20 protein-coding genes are annotated in these 19,479 nt (G+C 37.0%); 3 read left to right on the top strand and 17 right to left on the bottom strand.

Translation table 11 applies throughout. From position 1 onward, the window contains the following. Window positions 1–3 precede the first annotated feature (3 nt). The 9 genes from atpG to AC6H22_RS07690 all read right to left on the bottom strand — a co-directional run bounded on the left by atpG (window position 4) and on the right by AC6H22_RS07690 (window position 6,156). The gene (gene atpG, locus AC6H22_RS07730; protein WP_005632226.1) at window positions 4–873 is read right to left on the bottom strand and encodes a F0F1 ATP synthase subunit gamma; all 870 of its coding nucleotides are present in this window, start codon (window positions 871–873) and stop codon (window positions 4–6) included. 15 nt (window positions 874–888) lie between these two features. Further along, window positions 889–2,430: a F0F1 ATP synthase subunit alpha gene (atpA, locus tag AC6H22_RS07725; protein ID WP_005629241.1), complete on the bottom strand. Its 1,542-nt coding sequence runs from the start codon at window positions 2,428–2,430 to the stop codon at window positions 889–891. A gap of 12 nt (window positions 2,431–2,442) precedes the next feature. Beyond that, window positions 2,443–2,976 (bottom strand): F0F1 ATP synthase subunit delta, encoded by a 534-nt coding sequence (atpH, locus tag AC6H22_RS07720; protein ID WP_005642563.1) that lies wholly within the window; start codon window positions 2,974–2,976, stop codon window positions 2,443–2,445. Window positions 2,977–2,988: 12 nt separating this feature from the next. Beyond that, window positions 2,989–3,459, bottom strand: coding sequence for a F0F1 ATP synthase subunit B (gene atpF, locus AC6H22_RS07715; RefSeq protein ID WP_005649414.1), 471 nt, complete (start codon window positions 3,457–3,459; stop codon window positions 2,989–2,991). Window positions 3,460–3,508: 49 nt separating this feature from the next. Continuing rightward, complete coding sequence (gene atpE, locus AC6H22_RS07710) at window positions 3,509–3,763, bottom strand: F0F1 ATP synthase subunit C (protein ID WP_005629249.1); 255 nt, start codon at window positions 3,761–3,763, stop codon at window positions 3,509–3,511. Between the two features lie 55 nt (window positions 3,764–3,818). Beyond that, window positions 3,819–4,607: a F0F1 ATP synthase subunit A gene (gene atpB / locus AC6H22_RS07705; RefSeq protein ID WP_005629251.1), complete on the bottom strand. Its 789-nt coding sequence runs from the start codon at window positions 4,605–4,607 to the stop codon at window positions 3,819–3,821. A gap of 27 nt (window positions 4,608–4,634) precedes the next feature. Beyond that, the gene (locus AC6H22_RS07700; RefSeq protein ID WP_046953383.1) at window positions 4,635–5,009 is read right to left on the bottom strand and encodes an ATP synthase subunit I; all 375 of its coding nucleotides are present in this window, start codon (window positions 5,007–5,009) and stop codon (window positions 4,635–4,637) included. 119 nt (window positions 5,010–5,128) lie between these two features. After that, a complete protein-coding gene (gene rsmG / locus AC6H22_RS07695; protein WP_497515600.1) occupies window positions 5,129–5,740 on the bottom strand; it encodes a 16S rRNA (guanine(527)-N(7))-methyltransferase RsmG in 612 nt (203 codons plus the stop codon). Between the two features lie 56 nt (window positions 5,741–5,796). Further along, complete coding sequence (locus AC6H22_RS07690) at window positions 5,797–6,156, bottom strand: winged helix-turn-helix transcriptional regulator (RefSeq protein WP_032825546.1); 360 nt, start codon at window positions 6,154–6,156, stop codon at window positions 5,797–5,799. 167 nt (window positions 6,157–6,323) lie between these two features. Here AC6H22_RS07690 and AC6H22_RS07685 point away from each other — a divergent pair, with 167 nt between their 5' ends. After that, entirely contained in the window at window positions 6,324–7,175 is an 852-nt protein-coding gene (locus tag AC6H22_RS07685; protein WP_497515599.1) for an SDR family oxidoreductase, read from the top strand. 67 nt (window positions 7,176–7,242) lie between these two features. On the opposite strand, the gene mnmG is transcribed toward AC6H22_RS07685, so the two are convergent. Next, window positions 7,243–9,132 carry a tRNA uridine-5-carboxymethylaminomethyl(34) synthesis enzyme MnmG gene (mnmG, locus tag AC6H22_RS07680; protein WP_497515598.1) on the bottom strand — a complete coding sequence of 630 codons (1,890 nt, stop codon included), beginning with the start codon at window positions 9,130–9,132 and terminating at the stop codon, window positions 7,243–7,245. Between the two features lie 506 nt (window positions 9,133–9,638). Between mnmG and AC6H22_RS07675 the strand changes: the two genes are divergently transcribed. Next, on the top strand, window positions 9,639–10,316 hold the full coding sequence (locus AC6H22_RS07675; RefSeq protein ID WP_140584142.1) for a cation diffusion facilitator family transporter: 678 nt from the start codon (window positions 9,639–9,641) through the stop codon (window positions 10,314–10,316). A 24-nt stretch (window positions 10,317–10,340) separates the two neighbouring features. Then, window positions 10,341–10,733, top strand: coding sequence for a MerR family transcriptional regulator (locus tag AC6H22_RS07670; RefSeq protein ID WP_065245484.1), 393 nt, complete (start codon window positions 10,341–10,343; stop codon window positions 10,731–10,733). A 104-nt stretch (window positions 10,734–10,837) separates the two neighbouring features. On the opposite strand, the gene cpdB is transcribed toward AC6H22_RS07670, so the two are convergent. From cpdB to arcC, 7 genes are all read right to left on the bottom strand, one after another. After that, entirely contained in the window at window positions 10,838–12,811 is a 1,974-nt protein-coding gene (cpdB, locus tag AC6H22_RS07665) for a 2',3'-cyclic-nucleotide 2'-phosphodiesterase (protein WP_497515597.1), read from the bottom strand. A 93-nt stretch (window positions 12,812–12,904) separates the two neighbouring features. After that, window positions 12,905–14,176 (bottom strand): M20 family metallo-hydrolase, encoded by a 1,272-nt coding sequence (locus AC6H22_RS07660; protein ID WP_118817554.1) that lies wholly within the window; start codon window positions 14,174–14,176, stop codon window positions 12,905–12,907. Window positions 14,177–14,247: 71 nt separating this feature from the next. Beyond that, window positions 14,248–15,543, bottom strand: a complete 1,296-nt coding sequence (dcuC, locus tag AC6H22_RS07655; protein ID WP_005627117.1) for a C4-dicarboxylate transporter DcuC — start codon at window positions 15,541–15,543, stop codon at window positions 14,248–14,250. 17 nt (window positions 15,544–15,560) lie between these two features. Further along, complete coding sequence (gene pepE / locus AC6H22_RS07650) at window positions 15,561–16,265, bottom strand: dipeptidase PepE (RefSeq protein WP_192885357.1); 705 nt, start codon at window positions 16,263–16,265, stop codon at window positions 15,561–15,563. Between the two features lie 81 nt (window positions 16,266–16,346). Further along, the gene (locus tag AC6H22_RS07645; protein ID WP_118817555.1) at window positions 16,347–16,814 is read right to left on the bottom strand and encodes an Lrp/AsnC family transcriptional regulator; all 468 of its coding nucleotides are present in this window, start codon (window positions 16,812–16,814) and stop codon (window positions 16,347–16,349) included. Between the two features lie 93 nt (window positions 16,815–16,907). Continuing rightward, a complete protein-coding gene (locus tag AC6H22_RS07640; protein ID WP_005627273.1) occupies window positions 16,908–18,437 on the bottom strand; it encodes a YfcC family protein in 1,530 nt (509 codons plus the stop codon). A gap of 104 nt (window positions 18,438–18,541) precedes the next feature. Next, window positions 18,542–19,474 (bottom strand): carbamate kinase, encoded by a 933-nt coding sequence (gene arcC / locus AC6H22_RS07635; RefSeq protein ID WP_005627271.1) that lies wholly within the window; start codon window positions 19,472–19,474, stop codon window positions 18,542–18,544. Window positions 19,475–19,479: the final 5 nt, after the last annotated feature.

Here is a 19,479-nt window from a genome sequence, read left to right as displayed (position 1 = left end):
TTCTTAAATCGCTGCCGCACCGGCTACGATTTCATTCAATTCATTTGTGATACTTGCTTGACGAGCTTTGTTATACACCAACCGCAGATCATTAATTAAATTACCTGCATTATCAGTTGCTGCTTTCATTGCTACCATTCGAGCCGCTTGTTCTGAAGCTAAATTATCTACAACCGCTTGATAAATTTGAGATTCTAAATAACGAACTAAAAGACTATCTAATAGTACTTTTGGTTCTGGTTCATAAAGATAATCCCAAGTCTGTTGTCTTTCATTTAAATGATCGTCTTTAGATTCTGGTAAAGGAACTAATTGTTGTACAACAGGTTTTTGCGACATCGTATTAACAAATTTATTGTATGCAATATAAACTGCATCAATTTCACCATTACGATAAGCATCAAACATTGTATTTGCGACACCAATTAATTCTTCTAGAGCGGGCGTATCGCCTAAACCAGAAAGTTGACCTTTGATATTAAATCCAAAGGAACGGAAAAAACTAATCCCTTTTGAACCTATTAAGCCCAAATCTGTAGAAATATTTTGTTCTTTCCAATTTTTGATTTGGTTAAGTGTGGTTTTGAATAAATTAACATTTAAACCACCACACATACCACGATCTGTTGAAATAACCAAGATACCGATTTTCTTCACTTCACGCTCAACTAAGAACGGATGTTTATAACCGACACTTGCTTTAGACACATGACTAATAACGTTACGGATAGTTTCAGAATACGGACGAGATGCAGCCATACGATCCTGCGTTTTACGCATTTTCGAGGTTGCCACCATTTCCATTGCCTTAGTAATTTTTTGTGTACTTTGTACACTGGCAATTTTGGTTTTTATCTCTTTTGCACCTGCCATCTTATCTCTCCGTTACTACCAAGCACTATTCGCTTTAAAACTATCTAAAATACCTTTTAATGTATCTTTGATTTCGTCATTATAGTTACCGGTTTTAGTAAGCTCTTGCATAAACTCAGCGTGATTACGGTTAGAATAATCTAAAAGTGCGGTCTCAAAACTTGCAATTTTTGATAATTCCACGTCATCCAAATAACCAAATTCAACAGCAAACAATACAACCGCTTGTTCTGCAACAGATAATGGAGCAAATTGTTTTTGTTTTAATAATTCAGTTACTTTTTCACCGTGAGAAAGTTGCTTACGAGTCGCATCATCAAGATCTGATGCAAACTGTGCAAACGCTGCTAATTCACGATATTGAGCTAGCGCGGTACGAATACCACCCGCTAATTTCTTAATAACTTTAGTTTGCGCTGAACCACCAACACGAGATACCGAAATACCTGGGTTTACCGCAGGACGAATACCTGAGTTAAACAAGTTAGATTCTAAGAAGATCTGACCATCGGTAATAGAAATTACGTTGGTTGGAACAAACGCAGATACGTCGCCAGCTTGGGTTTCAATAATCGGAAGTGCGGTTAAAGAACCAGTTTTTCCTTTCACTTCACCTTTAGTGAATTTTTCTACGTAATCTTCGTTTACACGAGAAGCACGTTCTAGTAAACGAGAATGTAAATAGAATACATCACCTGGATAGGCTTCACGACCTGGTGGACGGCGTAATAATAATGAAATTTGACGATAAGCTACGGCTTGTTTTGATAAATCATCATAAACAATTAATGCATCTTCGCCGCGATCACGGAAATATTCACCCATCGCACAACCAGCATAAGGTGCTAAATATTGTAACGCTGCTGATTCAGATGCTGATGCGGCTACCACGATAGTGTTTGCAAGCGCACCATGTTCTTCTAATTTACGCACGACGTTTGCAATAGTAGAGGCTTTTTGACCAATCGCAACATAGATACATTTAATACCAGAATTACGTTGGTTAATAATAGCGTCAATTGCTAACGCAGTTTTACCCGTTTGGCGGTCACCGATGATTAATTCACGTTGACCACGGCCGATTGGCACCATTGAGTCAACAGCTTTATAACCAGTTTGAACAGGTTGATCAACAGAACGACGATCGATAACACCTGGCGCAATCACTTCTACTGGTGAGAAACCATCATTTTCAATTTCGCCTTTACCATCGATTGGTTGACCAAGCGTATTAACTACACGACCTAATAAACCACGACCAACTGGTACTTCAAGAATACGACCTGTACATTGAACTTCCATACCTTCCGCTAAGTCTGCGTAAGGACCCATTACTACCGCACCAACAGAATCACGTTCAAGGTTAAGTGCCATTGCGTAACGGTTGCCTGGTAAGGCGATCATTTCGCCTTGCATCACATCGCTTAAACCGTGGATTCGAATAATACCATCGCTTACAGAAACAATTGTCCCTGTATTACGCGCTTCACTTACCACGTCGAATTGAGCAATGCGTTTTTTAATCAATTCACTAATTTCAGTTGAATTTAGTTGCATCTTGTATTCCTCTTATAATTGCAACTCGTTTGCGAGACGAGTAAGTTGCCCACGGCTACTTCCGTCAATCACAAAGTCTTCAGTACGAACAATCACACCAGCAATAAGTGCGTTATCCACGTTGCAATTTAATTTCACTTTGCGAGCTAATCTTTTTTCCATTGCAGCTGCAATTTTTTCGATTTGTGTTGCATTCAATGGTTGCGCAGACGTTACTTCAACTTCTGCAATAGCTTGGTGCTCCTCTACGTGATGTTTAAATTCTTCAAACACCGCAGGAATAGCACTCAAACGCTTATTTTCAGCCATTAACCGAATAAGATTTTGCCCATATTGATCCAATTGTTCGCCACAAATAGAAATTACTGTATCAGCTAATTTCTGTGCAGAAAGAGAACTACTTAAATAAGCTTTTACCGTTTCATCTTCAGCTACGGCTGCAGCAAAACCTAACATTTCAGTCCATTTTTCGACCGCACTTTGTTCAATGGCAAAGTCAAATGCAGCTTTTGCATAAGGGCGAGCTATTGTAGTTAATTCTGACATAAGCTAAGCCTCTTATAACTCTGCAACTAATTTATCAATAATGTCATTGTTTGCCGCTTCATCAATAGAACGACCCACAATTTTCTCAGCACCAGCCACTGCCAAGGAAGCCACTTTAAGACGTAATTCTTCTTGAACACGTTTACGTTCTGCTTCTACTTCTGCATAACCTTGAGCAATAATTTTTGCTTTTAGTTCTTCGGCTTCTGCCTTCACTTCGTCTAATACTTCATTGCGACGTTTATTCGCAGCATCTAAAATGTCTTGAGCTTGTACTTTTGCAGCTGAAAGTTCTTGTTCAACAAGATTTTTCGTATCTGCTTGCTCTTTTTTAGCTGCTTCAGCTGACGCTAAAGCGTTCGCAATTTGGCTTTGACGTGTTTCAATCGCATTAATAATTGGTGGCCAAACAAACTTCATGCAAAACCACACGAAAAGTGCGAATGCGATAAGTTGACCAATCAATGTTGCATTTAAATTCACAACGTCCTCCTTACTATGCTTGTTTTACGTTGATAAGCAAATAAGGTGATTAGTGTAATAAACCGATGAATGGGTTTGCGAAAATGAAAAGTAATGAAATACCAACAGCAATCATTGCAATCGCATCTAAAAGACCAGCCACGATAAACATTTTAGTTTGTAAGCTAGATGCTAATTCTGGTTGGCGAGCTGATGATTCTAAGAATTTACCACCTAGAATAGCAAAGCCAATTGCAGTACCTAATGCAGCAAATGCAAGAAGAATTGATGCACCGATGATTGTAGCTGTAATTACAGTTTCCATAATTTTCTCCAATAGAAGTTAAGTTTTAGCCCTAGAGCCGGTTAATAAAAAATGATTAATGATCTGCTTTGTTATAAGCAATACTTAAATAAACAACCGTCAACATCATAAAGATGAAAGCCTGCAAGGTAATAACCAAAATATGGAAAATAGCCCAAGCAAGATGTAACGGAATCCCTAATGCTGCAATGGCCATATTAGCGGAATACATCACAGCGATAAGAATAAAGATCAATTCCCCTGCATACATGTTACCAAACAAACGAAATGCGAGTGAAATTGGTTTAGCCAATAAAGTCACGGTTTCAAGAATAAAGTTAACAGGAATAAACGCCCAATGGTTGAATGGATGAAGCGTATATTCTTTAACTAAACCTTTGAATCCTTTAGATTTTATTGTGTAGAAAAGAATTAAAAAGAAAACACAAATGGACATACCCAAAGTTGCGCTAATATCTGCTGTCGGCACTGCACGAAGATAATGAATACCGAACAAACCTGCAAATTGAGGTAAGAAATCAACAGGAATTAAGTCGATAGCATTCATGATGAATACCCAACAGAAAATGGTTAATGCAAGTGGCGCAACTACGTTACGTGGACCATGAAAATTTTCTTTCACGATTCCATTAACCCATTCCACAACAATTTCAACTAAGCATTGCATTTTTCCTGGAACGCCAGTTGTTGCTTTTTTCCCTACTCGAGAAAAAACAAATAGGAAAATAACCGCAGCAAGAATAGAAAAGAACAACGTATCTATATGAACATTCCAAAATCCATCCCCTGTTTTGAGAAAGGATAAATGGTGGCTAATGTATTCTGATGTTGTTTGTCCAGACATAATAAACCCTTAGTACAAGTATAAAAATCAAATTCGGCGAAGCAAAAATGGAACTAAATTATTCAACATTAATGCAATAAAAAAACCACTAAAAAAAATAATAAAATTTGTAACCGAAAAGTATTTAAATGAAATACTAATAAAAACAATGGTTAGAGCAAATTTTATTGCTTCTCCTTTATAAAGTGCGGTCAATTTTGTGGCTAAATGTTGTTTTCTATAAAAAACCACATACACAAAAACACCGAAAGGAATTAATGCCGAAAGAAATCCGAATAAAAAATCAAGCGCACTTTTCATTTGCCATAAAGCAAAAAAACAAGCCAATAGCAGCATAATGACTATTTCAATAAAAATAGCTTTTTGATACTGAACTTTCGCTTGTTGTACAATTCTCGACATTTTTAAAACCTTAAAACGTTCTAATTATACATTTGATCAAATTAGATTCAACTTAAAAAGCACTGAAAAACGTTAACTAAATCACACTTTTAGAAAAATTTTTACAAAATTGTAACTATTTAACGCAAAACGATTAAATGTCGTTCACCTACAAGTTCTGGAACATGTAATTCAATCACTTTTTGAATAGTATGTTTTTTATTCAATTCATTAATTTCATCTTCCTGATAAATCCCTTTTAATGCATAAAAATATCCATTTTCTTTTGGTAAATGATGACACCAATCTGTCATATCTTTTAACGAAGCAAAAGCACGACTTAATACACCGTCGAATTTTTGTTCAGGTTGATATTCTTCTACTCGACTTAAAATAGGGGTTGCATTAGTTAGTCTAAGCTCACGTATAGCATTTCGAATAAAACTAATACGCTTGCCTAAACTATCAAGGAGGACAAATTGTTTGGAAGGATTAATAATTGCCAAAGGTAAACCAGGCAAGCCAGGGCCTGTACCGACATCAATAAAACGATCACCCTGTAAATAAGGACTTACAACAAGACTATCTAAAATATGTTTAACTAACATTTCTTGTGGATCACGAACTGACGTCAAATTATAAGCTTTATTCCATTTATTGAGTAAATTGACCAGATCAATCAACTGCTGAATTTGTTGATCACTTATTTTTATATTTGCTTGCGCAAGTAAACTGACTAATTTGGCTTTCATATTTATTATCTCTTTGGAAAATTGCGCTATTTTACTTAAAAGTGCGGTAGATTTCCTTAATGTTTTTTTGTTGCAGCCAAAATTCCTGTCAAATTTGTTTCCAACCAATCCACCAACTCAAACATCTTATTAGATGCTTCTGTCCCAAATTCTGTTAACGTGTAATCTACTTGTGGTGGCACAGTATTATAGGATTTACGAATTAACATGCCATCTGCTTCTAACTCTTGTAGCGTTTTTGTCAACATACGTTCGCTAACACCATCAATCGCACGGCGAAGCTCACTAAAACGCTTGGTACCAGAATGTAAACTCACCAACACCAATGCTCCCCAACGACTGGTTAAATGTTGCAAAATTTGGCGAGAAGGGCAAGCTGAAGCCAGAACATTCCCACGATTTAAATTTTTTTCCATTTTTAATTCATTAAAAATCAACAGGTTAAAAATTATTTTTTAAAAAATTCCAAAACTTACGTTTATGTAAGTACTTCTCAAAAGTAAGTATTGAAATATAATACGCCACATCAAGCGAACAATCAAATGTTCAAATATCATTTCAACTTAACAAGAAGGAAAACATCATGACAACTAAAACTATCGCAATTACTGGTGCAACAGGTCAATTTGGCGCAATCGCATTAGACTTATTAAAAGCAAAACACGCAAACGTCATCGCGCTTGTACGTAATCCTGCAAAAATTTCAGGTGTAGAAACCCGCAAATTTGATTATTCAAAAACAGAAGGTCAAGTAGAAGCATTACAAGGCGTAGATACTTTAATTCTTGTTTCAAGTAATGAAGTCGGTCAGCGAGCAGTACAACACAACAACGTGATTGAATCAGCGAAAAAAGCAGGCGTGAAACATATTATCTACACCAGCTTACTCGGTGCCACCAACGACAACACAGTGAAATCTCTTGCCGGTGAGCACGTTGAAACTGAAGCCGCATTAAAAGCTTCGGGCATTACTTACACCATTTTACGCAATAGTTGGTACACCGAAAACTACACTGAATCAGTCTCAGCTGCATTAGCAAACAATGATTTCTATGGTTCAGCAAAAAACGGCAAAATTTCGTCTGTACTCCGTGCAGAACTTGCTGAAGCAGCAGTAAACGTTGCATTAAGTAAAGGGCATGAAAATCAAACTTACGAGCTTTCCGGGTCAACCAGCTGGACATTAGCTGACCTTGCAGCAGAAATCAGCAAACAAACAGGTAAAGATATCCCTTACGTGGATATTCCTGCAGCAGATTATGCCGCAGCACTTGTACAAGCAGGATTAGATGAAGGCTTTGCAGGATTAATTGCTCAATGGGATGTAGATGCGTCAAACGGTGCATTATTCTCAGAAGACAAAACCCTTGAGAAATTACTAGGTCGCACAACAGCTGGATTGGATGTGGCGGTAAAACAGGCTCTTGCCCATTAATTATATTTTTTAAATTAATCTATAAAAAAGTGCGGTCAAAATTAACCGCACTTTTCATTTCTAAACATTATTCTCCACGTTTTAGCATGCCTTGTTTTTTCAAATTCACTAGGATAATTGAAATCGCTGCAGGGGTAACACCTGAAATTCGGCTCGCTTGGCCAATGGAAACTGGACGATGCTGTTCCAATTTCGCACGTACTTCATTAGATAAACCAGACACTTTGCTGTAATCAAAGTTAGCCGGGATAGCTGTATTTTCGTGACGTTTTTGTTTTTCAATTTCTTCTTGTTGATGCTCAATATAGCCTTGATACTTAATAGCAATTTCCACTTGTTCTACGGCTTCTCTATCTTCCATTGCTGGTTTGTATGGCGTTAAAGAAGTCAAAATATCGTAGGTCATTTCTGGACGGCGCAATAAATCTTCACCGCTGGCTTCACGCACAAGTGGGCTACCAAGCACTTTATTCGCTTCTTCTAAATATTCAGAACGCGGATGCAACCAAATGCTACGTAAACGTTGGCGTTCTTGTTCAATATTTTCCATTTTTTGATTAAAGCGTGCCCAACGAGCCTCATCAATCAAACCTAATTCATGGGCTATTGGCGTTAAACGAATATCCGCATTATCTTCACGTAATAACAAACGGTATTCTGCACGAGAAGTAAATACGCGATATGGTTCTTTGGTACCAAGTGTACAAAGGTCATCCACCAATACGCCTGTATAAGATTGATCACGACGTGGATACCATGCCTCTTTTTCTTGTACGTAAAGACCTGCGTTAATCCCCGCCAATAAGCCTTGTGCCGCCGCCTCTTCATAACCTGTTGTACCGTTAATTTGACCTGCGAAGAATAAACCTGAAATAGCTTTTGTTTCTAATGTTGGTTTTAAATCACGTGGATCAAAATAATCGTATTCAATGGCATAGCCTGGCTTCACAATACGTGCATTTTCTAAACCTTTCATGGAATTAACAATACCCATTTGTACGTCAAACGGTAAACTGGTAGAGATCCCATTTGGATACACTTCATTACTGGTTAAGCCTTCTGGTTCCAAATAAATTTGATGTGAATTACGATCCGCAAAACGCATCACTTTATCTTCAATGGATGGACAATAACGCGGACCGATCCCTTCAATTACACCGGTATACATTGGACTGCGATCCAAGTTATTACGGATCACTTCATGAGTTTGTTCATTGGTGTGAGTAATATAACAAGGAATTTGTTGTGGGTGATCAGAAACAGATCCCATAAAAGAAAATACGGGTAATACGGCATCACCATGCTGTTTAGCTAAAATATCAAAATTGATCGTACGCGCATCAATACGTGGTGGTGTACCTGTTTTAAGGCGATCCACACGTAATCCGAGATCTCTTAATCGATGTGAAAGATTTACAGAAGCAGGATCTCCAGCACGACCACCTTCATAATTTTCCAATCCAATATGAATTTTACCAGCTAAGAAAGTACCTGCAGTTAATACCACTGATTTAGCACGAAAAGTTAATCCCATTTTTGTACTAACGCCTGTAACTCGATCTTGCTCAATCAGAATATCTGTCGCTTCTTGTTGGAAAATATCTAAATTGGGTTGATTTTCTAATGTAGTACGAACAGCTTGACGATATAAAACTCTGTCAGCTTGAGCTCGAGTAGCACGTACTGCTGGGCCTTTACTGCTATTTAAAGTACGAAATTGAATCCCTGCTTTATCTGCAGCATGCGCCATTAAACCGCCCATTGCATCTACTTCTTTTACTAAATGACCTTTACCGATCCCACCAATTGCAGGGTTACAAGACATTTGCCCTAAAGTATCTACATTATGTGTTAATAAAAGGGTTTTTAATCCCATTCGAGCTGGTGCAAGCGCGGCTTCTGTACCCGCATGACCACCACCGATCACAATCACATCATAAGTTTCAGTGTAAAACATATCTATCTCTATATTATTCGGATCAAAAAATTGGCGTTATTTTACAGAAATTTAAAACACCTGACAAAAAAAGAATGGATCTATTGATCCTTTGAAAGATCACGTTTGTATTAGTAAATAAGATCTCTTTTTATATATAAAGATCTTATTATTGTTACTATTAAGATCCTTTGCGGTTGTGAGTAACCTTATTCGATCCTTACGGAAGCTGGTGTTATAGAATCTAAAGATCTTGTGAAAATGCGATCATTTTCTTTAAAAATCTTGTGTGTAAAATGGAAAGTTATTAACAACTTTATTTTTTCTCAAAGTTATCAAGTGAGTAAAAACAGTTTTATGACAGATTATTTATGAGTTATCCACAGATAAAAATGAATTTTTATTGAAATCTCTATAATTTAGATTTTTTTAAGCAATTAATTTTATTAAATGTAAGTTTTATGATTTGACTTTGTAGTTACTACAGGTTTTATGCTTCCTTCAAATCAAATAGTTAAGGAAATAAAATGAAAGAAGTTTCTCTAGTAAAAAATTATACTCCTAAAGAATATCAGCAGCACGCATCTTGCCCTCATAGTCAAATTTCTAAAAATAAAATGGTATTAGGCATCAGTTTTGCAATTATTACCTTTTATATGGTTGTTGAATTTCTAGGGGGATATTGGTTTAACAGCCTTACTTTGATGGCTGATGCTGGGCATATGGCAAATGATAGTTTATCTATTTTTTTAGCATGGATTGGGTTATTTTTAAGTCTAAAATGGCAAAAATGGTTAGCTTTAATCAATGGAATTTCATTAGTTTGGGTCGCTATTTGGATTTTTATTGAGGCTGTAACACGTTGGCAGGCTCCGATAGAAATAGCCGCTTTGCCAATGTTAGATGTAGCTTTACTAGGGTTTGGGATTAATTTGTTGGTAGCTTTTATAATGCTAAAAAGTAATCGCCATAATTTGAATATTCGTGCAGCATATTTGCATGTTTTAGTAGATTTATTTGGTTCGGTTGTTGCTATTATTGCAGGAATAAGTGCTTGGTGGTTAAATTGGCAGTGGGTTGATGTAGTTGCTAGTGGTATCTTAAGTATTTTTGTATTACAAAGCGGTATTTCTACAGTTTTTCAAGCTATTAAATCCTTATATAGTAGCGATGACAATTCATTGCCGAATGATCATTCTCATTAAAGTAAAAAATTGCTTGAGGAAATAATGAAAATTAATGAATTAAGTAAATCTACACATACTAATATTGAAACTATTCGCTACTATGAGAAACAAGGAGTATTACCTCCACCTAAGCGATTGGCTAATGGTTATCGATTTTATGATGAAGAGAGTATAGAGCAATTAAACTTTATTAAAAAATGTCGAATGTTGGGCTTCTCTTTAGAGAATATTCGGGAACTCAATCGTATTAGATTTAGTACGAAAGATCATTATCAAGCAGATCAATTAGTACTTAATCAACTTATTCAAGTAGAAAATAAAATATCTCAATTATTAGAAATTAAAGCTTTTTTACAATCTATTGTTACCGAAAGTGAACATAATGAAGAGGAATGTAAAGCAATAGAAGGATTGAAAAGCGAATGCAATTTGTAAAAGAGAGAAGGTAGATTAAAAATACTCAGAAATTTGACCGCACTTTAGAAGAAAAAATGCCGTCTAAATTTTGATATTCAGGCGGCATTTTATTTTTCTAATTATTATTTAGATAAATCAATTTGGTATACAGCAAATCCAACTTCATCTGTACCCACTTGTTTCATTGGATACTGTGCTTTTTCTTTGATGAATTGGGCTGCTTGTTCGCTTGGTGAGGTTTCAAAACGAACATCTAATTTATCGTTGCCTTTGATTGGCGTAAAGCGCCAGTTTTTATCTGCGCTAGGGTTTACAGAACCTTCTTTTTCACTGGTTACTTTAATGTAATCAGCTAAAATTTGACGGTTTTCATCTGGTGATGCGTAAACAATATGTTGATCGCCAGTGCCTGGGAATTTATTACCATAAGCACGATAGTTATTCGTTGCAATCAAAAATTCTGCTTTTGGATCAACTGGTTTGCCTTGATAAGTGAGGTTCACTACACGATGCGATTCTGGGTTAATTAATTTACATTCACCATCGTAACGAGCAGGTTTGGTTAGATCGTATTCATAATTAACGCCATCAATCACATCAAAGTTATAAGTGCGGAAACCTTCCCAGTCGATTAATGATTGTGGTTTATCACTTGTAGGGTCAATTTGTTTAAACATACCTGCACTGCATTCTAACCATTCTTTTAATTGCTCGCCTGTCGCTTTAACAACTACTAATGTATTTGGATAGAGATATAAGTCCGCAGCATTACGGAAAGTTAATTCACCTTTGTTCACTTCGGTATAGCCCGTTGGGTCATTTTTACGACCACCCGCTTTAAATGGAGCACCTGCACTTAGAATAGGTAATCCAGCCATTGCTGCAACACTTGGTGCAACTTTTTCTACATAGGCTTTTTGTGCTTGATTCACAATTTGAATGGTTGGATCATCTTGTACTAATGCAAGATAGCTGTACATATTATCTGTTGCTTTACCAATAGGTTGAGAAACAAACTTACGTGTCGCTTCGTGAACTGGTTTTAAAAGTGCGGTAATTTCTGGGTCATTTTCTGCAAGCGCTTTTTTATTTTCTGCATCATAGATTGGACGAAGAACCGCTTTTCCAGAGGTAACAATCCATTTACCTTTGTGTTCTGTTAATCCTAAATCCACCACGCTGATATTATTTGCCCAGTAACCAGCCATACTTTCTGGTACACCTTTTACTGTACCATTCACAATGTCTGCATTTGGTGATTTCGCAAATTCTTTATTTGGGAATAAACGGTGTGAGTGACCAAAAATGACGGCGTCAATATGTGGAACATCCGCTAAATAGAATGCCGAATTTTCAGCGCCTTCTTGATAAGGTTCATCAGATGGGCCTGTGTGAGCTAATGCAACGACAATATCAGCCCCTTTTTTCTTCATTTCAGGTACATATTTTTGTGCTGTTTTTACAATATCACGGGTTTCAACTTTGCCTTGAAGGTTCGCTTTATCCCAAACCATAATTTGCGGTGGCACAAAACCGATGTAACCAATTTTTAATTTATGTGTTTTACCGTGATTATCCACCACAGATTTTTCTTGAATGACATAAGGTGTGAAATAAGGTTCTTCAGTTCCGACTTTTACTACGTTGGCATTTACAATTGGGAATTTAGCTTGTTTGATACAGTCAGCTAAATAATCTAAACCATAGTTAAACTCATGGTTACCTAAAGTTCCTACTTCATAGTGCATTGCATTTAAGCAATCAACTGCAGGGTTAGATTTGCCTTCTTTATAGCCTTGTGCCGCTTGATAATCAGCAATAGGGTTACCTTGAATTAAATCCCCGTTATCAACCAATACGCTATTTTTTACTTCAGAACGTGCTTGACGAATAAGACTTGCTGCACGAGTAAAACCGAATTTCTCGGTTGGTGCGTCTTTATAATAATCAAAGTCTGTTAAGAAACTGTGAACGTCAGTAGTAGCAACAATACGTAAATCTACATCATGTTTACCTTTTGCTGTTGCAAAATGGCTTGCACTTAATGCAAGAATACTGCTTGCACCGATTTGAATAAAATGACGTCTATTAATCATTGAGTTTTCCTTATAAGGTGGGTAGATATTGCCTTTATTCTAAGAAAAATAGAGGATTCTTAAAAGAAAGGAGTAAAAATATTTTTTATTTAATTAAGCTAATAATCTTTGTACTAAAGAAGTATAAATATTAACCCCAGTAAGCAATTGATTTTCATCAAAATCAAATTCAGCTTCATGATGACCTGCTGTGCGATCTGCACCAAGAATGAAGTAAATAGCTTTGCCCCCATGTTCTTGTACACGTCTACCTAAAATAGTCGCATCTTCACTTGCATTGAAAGCATAATCTGAATTTACGTTATTTATTTGTGGTTGTTCAAGAGATATTTCTTCGATGAGTTTTATAAGTTCAACATCATTATTCATATCCACGGCTTCACCTACAATTTCAGTTTCATATGCGACATCAAAACTTATAGAGATACCTTTGGCTATTTGCATGACTTGTTCAGTCATGTATTCATTAATTGCTTTATTTTCTCCCCGCACTTCTAATTGTAATTCAGCAGAGGATGGAATGACATTTCGTCCTTCACCTGCTTTTAGCACACCCACATTAATTCTTGTCATGCCTTCACCATGGCGTGCAATACCATGAAGTTGAGTGACTGTATGCGCTGCAGCTAATAAAGCATTACGACCTAAATGAGGCGCAGCACCTGCGTGTGCAGGTTTACCTTTATAGTGAATATCAATTTTTGTGGTGGAAAGAAAATTTCTTGGATTAGCAATAACTGTGCCTGTATTCGCGCAAAAACTAATGTGTGAAGAAGCAAAATAATCTGCATCATCAATTATGCCACTTTGTGCAATGGCTGCTGCACCTCGAACACCTTCTTCTGCTGGTTGGAATACAATTTTTACTTTTCCAGTGAGTTTATCTTTGTTCTGAGCGATCCATAATGCAACGCCTAAACCTATTGTAATATGTGAATCATGTCCACAAGCATGCATAAAACCATCGTTAATTGAGGCAAAACCTTCTTTATTTGGAATATGCTCGGGCGAGCGAGTTTCCGTTACATTCACACAGTCGATATCAAAACGTAATGCGATGGTTTTTCCTAGTTTACCTGAATCAAATAATGCCACACAACCAGTATATCCTTCCATTTTTTCGAGCCATTTTTCATTGGCTCCATAGGCTTTTGCATTAGCTAAACCTTTATCTACTGCGGCTTGTTTTCGTCCACGAACAAAGTCTGGATTTATAATTTGTTTGCCAAGAAAAATTTCAAAACAACCTAAGTCTTCCAAGTAATCCGCAATGCGAGAAGTTGTCCAAAATTCACTCCAGCCAATTTCTGGAAAACGATGAAATTCACGACGCCATTTAACAAGTTGATTTAAATCTAAGTTCATTTTTTTCTTCCTTTAAAAGTCTATAAAAACAGACCGCACTTAAATAAAGTGCGGTCAATTTTTTACTATTTCTACAACATAAATAATGCTAAGAATAAAACAGCAAGTATCATGCCTGGTGCGGTACGTTTTACCATTTCTACTGGGCTTACCATCGCAAGGCCTGCACAAACAATGGTTACACCTGCAATTGGTGAAGCTGTACGACCAATTGCACCAGCAATGGCTGCTGCCATACCAAGATTTACATGAGTGTAGCCAAGTTCTACAGCATGTGGTGTGACGGCACTGTTAAAGGCAATCGCTGCTGCATCGCCAGAGCCTGTAATTAAGCCCATTAAGAATGGTCCAATTGTTGCGCCCCAACGTACAAATTCGTTGGATTCTTTTAAGAAAGAAATTGCAGCATCAACTGCGCCCGTAGATTTTAATCCTGCTACAAATACGCTGGCTGCAATGATGATACCAAGTACGTTTGCATAAGAATTTCCCATACCATTGAAAAATTCTTCAGTGATTTTTACTGGGGAAATGCGAGTTACTATAATGCCGTAAATTGCACCAATAAGCATCGCTTGAGGAACGCCCATTTTAGTCCATTCAAGACCCGGCACTTGTTGTAATGACGTTCCACCAATTACTAAAATAACTAATGGTATTAATGGTGCAAGGGCATAAAGTACATTGACGCCTTCAACAACTTTTATTTCACTTTCTTTTTGTTCTGCAAGATAAGCTTGGCGATGTTGTTCACCATAATCTTTAAAAACAAGCGCAAGAATTGTTAAAACAACCGCACCTATTGCTCCCGCAATCATATTATATGGCGCATGAGAAAGGTTTACTTGAGCGATAGTTAAGCCTGACATTTCACTAATCATTGCTGAGTGAGAAGAACCTGGGCTCATCATTGATCCAAAAGTCCCAGCTAAAATAGCTGCACCAGCAGTAGCTGGTCGAACACCCGCACTTTTTAAAACAGGAATTAATGTTGCACCAACCGCAGCTGCACAACCAGCAGCAGAAGGAATAGCAATATTGATGAAAAAGGTGATGACTGTTGCAATCGGAATTAAGAAGAATTTTAATCCGCTTAATGGTTTGGTAAGTAAATGTACCAGATGAGTATCACATTGAGTGTATTTCATTACATAAGCAAAACCCATACTAGAACAGATAGCCATAATTAATCCGCCAGATGTCATGCTTTTAGCAAAAGCATCTAATGCACCCATTGGATTAAGCGTCAGAATGGACATTATTAAACCAACACCAATCAAAACGGTTCGGGTTTCGGCTTTTTTAATTAGAAAATAAATTGTGGCAATAATGCCAACCACTGCAACGATGGATTTAAATAATTCCATTATATGTTCCTTTTAAGTTAATAAGAAAAAGTTGTATTGATATCAAATGTGCCACATTCCATATTTTCACTGAAGCACAAAATAGGATTTTCGCCCAACACAGTTGCTATTTCATTTTGTATATGAAGCGCAGAACCTTCAGGTAAGGCATATACAAATGCAGTTGGATTAACGAGTAAAAATTCTGCCAAACGTTCTTCTCGGCTTTCACCATTGTGGCCTTGCATTTTACCTGAAATAAAGTGCGGATTAATTTGATGAGGAAAAAGTTGTAATGCTTGAAATGAAGGAGGATAAGTAATTGGCATATCATTAGTTGTCATAATAGATGCGCCAGCTACATTGGCCCCAGCACTCCAACCAAAATAAGGCGTACCGTTATTTACTTTTTCACGAATGATATCAATCAAATTGTGTTCATAAAGCTGTTTTAACAAACAAAATGTATTCCCGCCGCCAATAGCGATGACATCTGCTTGTTCAATGATATCTCGATGTTGTTTACCACGATGAACGGAAACAATATTCATCCCTAAATCAGAAAGTGCATTTTGCACAGTTTTTTCATATTCATCAAAAGTGCGGCGTACCCCAGCATAAGGCACAAAAGCAATTGTTTTACCACGATAATCAGTCAGGAAATTTTGTAACCAAGGTAGGGTATGTTCAAGATAACCCGTGTTCTTGTATTTTGAGCTACTGAGCAGTAACATGTTTTTCATATTTATAATCCTTTTTAGGGATGAAATATTATTGCTATTATGCCGAAGCTAAAAACAAAATCCAGCATAAAAGCTGGATTTTTATAAAGGCAATTCAGTTGTTGACTTAACCGTTTTTAGAGTAACTTCTGATTTTAAGGTTTTAATGCCAAGCCTAGAATTGAGATAGGTGTTTTTGATGTAATTAAATTGGTCAAGATCGGATACATTGAGTTTCAATAAGAAATCAAAGCTACCAGCCATAAAATGGCATTCGGTAATTTGAGGGATTAATTTCATTTCAAAAATAAACCGCTCTTTTAATTCTGGATCTTCTTCAAAGAAAGAACCTAATGCATAAACGATGAGATTACAGTTTACTTTTTTAGGATTTAATAAAGCTACATAGTTATCAATAACGCCAGTTTCTTCCAAGTGATTCACTCGACGTAAACAAGCTGAATTGGAGAGACCTATTTCGTTGGCCAGTTCATTATTTTGTAATCGACCATTTCGTTGTAATGCTTTAAGAATTCGAGTATCGATATTATCGAAACATTTTTTAAGCATAGTAAATCCTTTTTATGCTAACAAAAAAGATAACTTATTATAAAAGAAACCGCCTAGAAAAACTGTGATCTAGGCGGCAATTTGACTAATTAGTTAAACACTATATAAAGATACTTGTACTACCAATAAAATGGAACCAATTAGCAATAAGCATCCAATCATTGGCATGACGAATTTAACCCATCTATCAAATGGAATATGCAACATTTGGAGAGTCACCAATACTAATCCTGTTGGTGCCAAGAATAGCATTGCATATTGTCCCCAGTTGTAAGCGGAAACCACGATATCACGTGGAATACCCACTGAGTCAGCAAGTGGTGCCATAATTGGCATTGAAAGTACAGCTAAGCCAGAAGAAGATGGTACGATTAAACCTAGGAAAATAAATACGACTAATTGACCTAAGATAAATACGCTACCTGGCATACCACTAACCACATTAGACATATAATCAAGGATAGTGTCAGAAATCATACCTTGTTCGAGCACTAAGTTCACGCCACGGGCAAGACCGATGATTAAGGATACCCCTACTAATTCTGATGCACCTTCTGTGAAAGATTCCACAATATCTTTTTCAGACAATCCACTGATAAACATAATAATGATAGTAATGGCAAGGAAAGATGCAGCCATTTGAGGGAACCACCATCCGCCAACCATTACACCCCAAATCATAATAGGGAATGCGATGCAGAAAAGCGTTAAGATTAATTTGCGACGAGCTGAGAATGCGATAGTTGTGTTCGGATCAAAGTTTTTCATATAACGTTGACGGAATTCTTCGCGATCGTCGTAAGTATAAGAAAAACTTGGGTCAGCTTTGATTTTTTTACAGTACCAATAAAGATATGCGATTACGCAAGTTGCCCCTAAAACTAAACCTAGAGCACGGAAACCAATACCTTCAGTAAATTGAATACCAGCTGCATTTGATGCAATAACAACGGAGAATGGGTTAATTGTAGAGAATGCGGTTCCCATAGATGAAGCAAGGAATATAGCCCCTACGCAGACTATCGCATCATATCCCAGAGCCAAGAATACTGGCACCAGAATTGGATAGAATGCCACGGCCTCTTCTTCAATACCACATGTTGTACCGCCTAACACCATTAAGACGGATACGCTGAATACAATAAAAAACTCATTACCTTTGGTTTTCTTCGCGAGTGCCATTAAACCAGCATTAAAAGAACCTGTGCGGTTAATGACACCAATCATACCACCTAACACGAAAATAAAGACCATGACATCAACAGCTTCAATGGTGCCTTCCACCATACTTTTGGTGATGTCTTCAATGCCTTTGTGGTGTTGTTCTACACGTTGATAAGTGCCTGGAATAGCGATTGGTTTTTTGATCACGCCTTCGGTGAAGTTTGAGAGTTTAATTTTGATATTGAGATTATCAAGAGTGTCTGTTGTGGCGGGATAAGTTTTATCGTCAACGCCGTAAGCTTTGACCACAAAAACATTATCAGTGGAGTTATATGTTAATTTTGAATATGAACCGGATGGAATAACCCAGGTCAATCCAACAGCGAGAATTAAGATTGCAAATAAAATAGTAAACGCTGATGGGAAATTAAACGTTTTCTTCTTTTTGGACGCATCCATAGTGAGCTCCTTATGTTAACGTTTAAAGTGCGGTTGGTAAAAACATCGGTTAAACCGACCGCACTTTTTACTTTGAGAATGACTTCTCAAAGTTCTTTTATTATTTAAGCATAATAGGATATGCCTTCAGCTTTTTTCGTAATACGAGTACCAGCTTTTCCTTTCACAATGTCCACAATATCAGATAAAGAGCCTATTACTGCATCTTTTCCTGTTTGTTTCGCAAAGTTGATCGCGGCTTGTACTTTCGGCCCCATGGAACCTGCAGCGAAACCAAGTTCTGAAATGGCTTCAGGTGATGCGACAGAAATTGCTTTTTGAGTTGGTTTACCCCAATCTACGAAAGTTGCAGAAACGTCAGTTGCGATGATAAATAAATCAGCGTCAAGATTTTCTGCAAGTAAAGCTGAACATAAATCTTTGTCGATAACAGCTTCAACACCTTGTAAATTATGATGTTCATCATAATAGGTTGGAATGCCACCACCACCTGCACAAATTACGATACTGCCTTTTTCAAGCAACCATTTGACTGGACGAATTTCAAAAATACGTTTTGGCAATGGACTTGGCACAACACGACGATATTTATCACCATCTTGTGCGATAGACCAATTTTTTTCTTTTGCCAAACGTTCAGCTTCTTCTTTCGTATAAACAGGGCCAATTGGTTTAGTTGGATTTTTGAAAGCTGGGTCGTTGATATCAACTTCTACTTGAGATAATAAAGTTGCAAATGGCACTTCAAATGGAACTAAATTACCGAGTTCTTGTTGAATCATATAACCAATCATTCCTACTGATTCTGCACCTAATACATCTAAAGGATAGGTTGGTACATCAGTATAGGCAGCGCCTTGTAAGGCGAGCAAACCCACTTGTGGGCCATTACCGTGTGCAATTACTAATTCATTATTTGGCCAAATCTTAGCAATTTGCTCACAAGCAATACGAACATTTTGTCGTTGATTTTCGGCTGTCAGCGGCTCTCCGCGTCGTAATAACGCATTACCGCCTAATGCAATCACTATTCTCATACGTT

This window comes from Haemophilus sp. THUN1690 (genome assembly GCF_059704375.1).
Note: the sequence above shows the minus strand (reverse complement) of the source record. Positions and strands in the feature narration are given on the sequence as shown.

What these genes read in the sequence shown, in the direction of transcription:
- atpG (WP_005632226.1), bottom strand. Translation starts at nt 873, where the DNA reads ATGGCAGGTGCAAAAGAGATAAAAACCAAAATTGCCAGTGTACAAAGT.
- atpA (WP_005629241.1), bottom strand. Translation starts at nt 2,430, where the DNA reads ATGCAACTAAATTCAACTGAAATTAGTGAATTGATTAAAAAACGCATT.
- atpH (WP_005642563.1), bottom strand. Translation starts at nt 2,976, where the DNA reads ATGTCAGAATTAACTACAATAGCTCGCCCTTATGCAAAAGCTGCATTT.
- atpE (WP_005629249.1), bottom strand. Translation starts at nt 3,763, where the DNA reads ATGGAAACTGTAATTACAGCTACAATCATCGGTGCATCAATTCTTCTT.
- atpB (WP_005629251.1), bottom strand. Translation starts at nt 4,607, where the DNA reads ATGTCTGGACAAACAACATCAGAATACATTAGCCACCATTTATCCTTT.
- AC6H22_RS07700 (WP_046953383.1), bottom strand. Translation starts at nt 5,009, where the DNA reads ATGTCGAGAATTGTACAACAAGCGAAAGTTCAGTATCAAAAAGCTATT.
- rsmG (WP_497515600.1), bottom strand. Translation starts at nt 5,740, where the DNA reads ATGAAAGCCAAATTAGTCAGTTTACTTGCGCAAGCAAATATAAAAATA.
- AC6H22_RS07690 (WP_032825546.1), bottom strand. Translation starts at nt 6,156, where the DNA reads ATGGAAAAAAATTTAAATCGTGGGAATGTTCTGGCTTCAGCTTGCCCT.
- AC6H22_RS07685 (WP_497515599.1), top strand. Translation starts at nt 6,324, where the DNA reads ATGACAACTAAAACTATCGCAATTACTGGTGCAACAGGTCAATTTGGC.
- mnmG (WP_497515598.1), bottom strand. Translation starts at nt 9,132, where the DNA reads ATGTTTTACACTGAAACTTATGATGTGATTGTGATCGGTGGTGGTCAT.
- AC6H22_RS07675 (WP_140584142.1), top strand. Translation starts at nt 9,639, where the DNA reads ATGAAAGAAGTTTCTCTAGTAAAAAATTATACTCCTAAAGAATATCAG.
- AC6H22_RS07670 (WP_065245484.1), top strand. Translation starts at nt 10,341, where the DNA reads ATGAAAATTAATGAATTAAGTAAATCTACACATACTAATATTGAAACT.
- cpdB (WP_497515597.1), bottom strand. Translation starts at nt 12,811, where the DNA reads ATGATTAATAGACGTCATTTTATTCAAATCGGTGCAAGCAGTATTCTT.
- AC6H22_RS07660 (WP_118817554.1), bottom strand. Translation starts at nt 14,176, where the DNA reads ATGAACTTAGATTTAAATCAACTTGTTAAATGGCGTCGTGAATTTCAT.
- dcuC (WP_005627117.1), bottom strand. Translation starts at nt 15,543, where the DNA reads ATGGAATTATTTAAATCCATCGTTGCAGTGGTTGGCATTATTGCCACA.
- pepE (WP_192885357.1), bottom strand. Translation starts at nt 16,265, where the DNA reads ATGAAAAACATGTTACTGCTCAGTAGCTCAAAATACAAGAACACGGGT.
- AC6H22_RS07645 (WP_118817555.1), bottom strand. Translation starts at nt 16,814, where the DNA reads ATGCTTAAAAAATGTTTCGATAATATCGATACTCGAATTCTTAAAGCA.
- AC6H22_RS07640 (WP_005627273.1), bottom strand. Translation starts at nt 18,437, where the DNA reads ATGGATGCGTCCAAAAAGAAGAAAACGTTTAATTTCCCATCAGCGTTT.
- arcC (WP_005627271.1), bottom strand. Translation starts at nt 19,474, where the DNA reads ATGAGAATAGTGATTGCATTAGGCGGTAATGCGTTATTACGACGCGGA.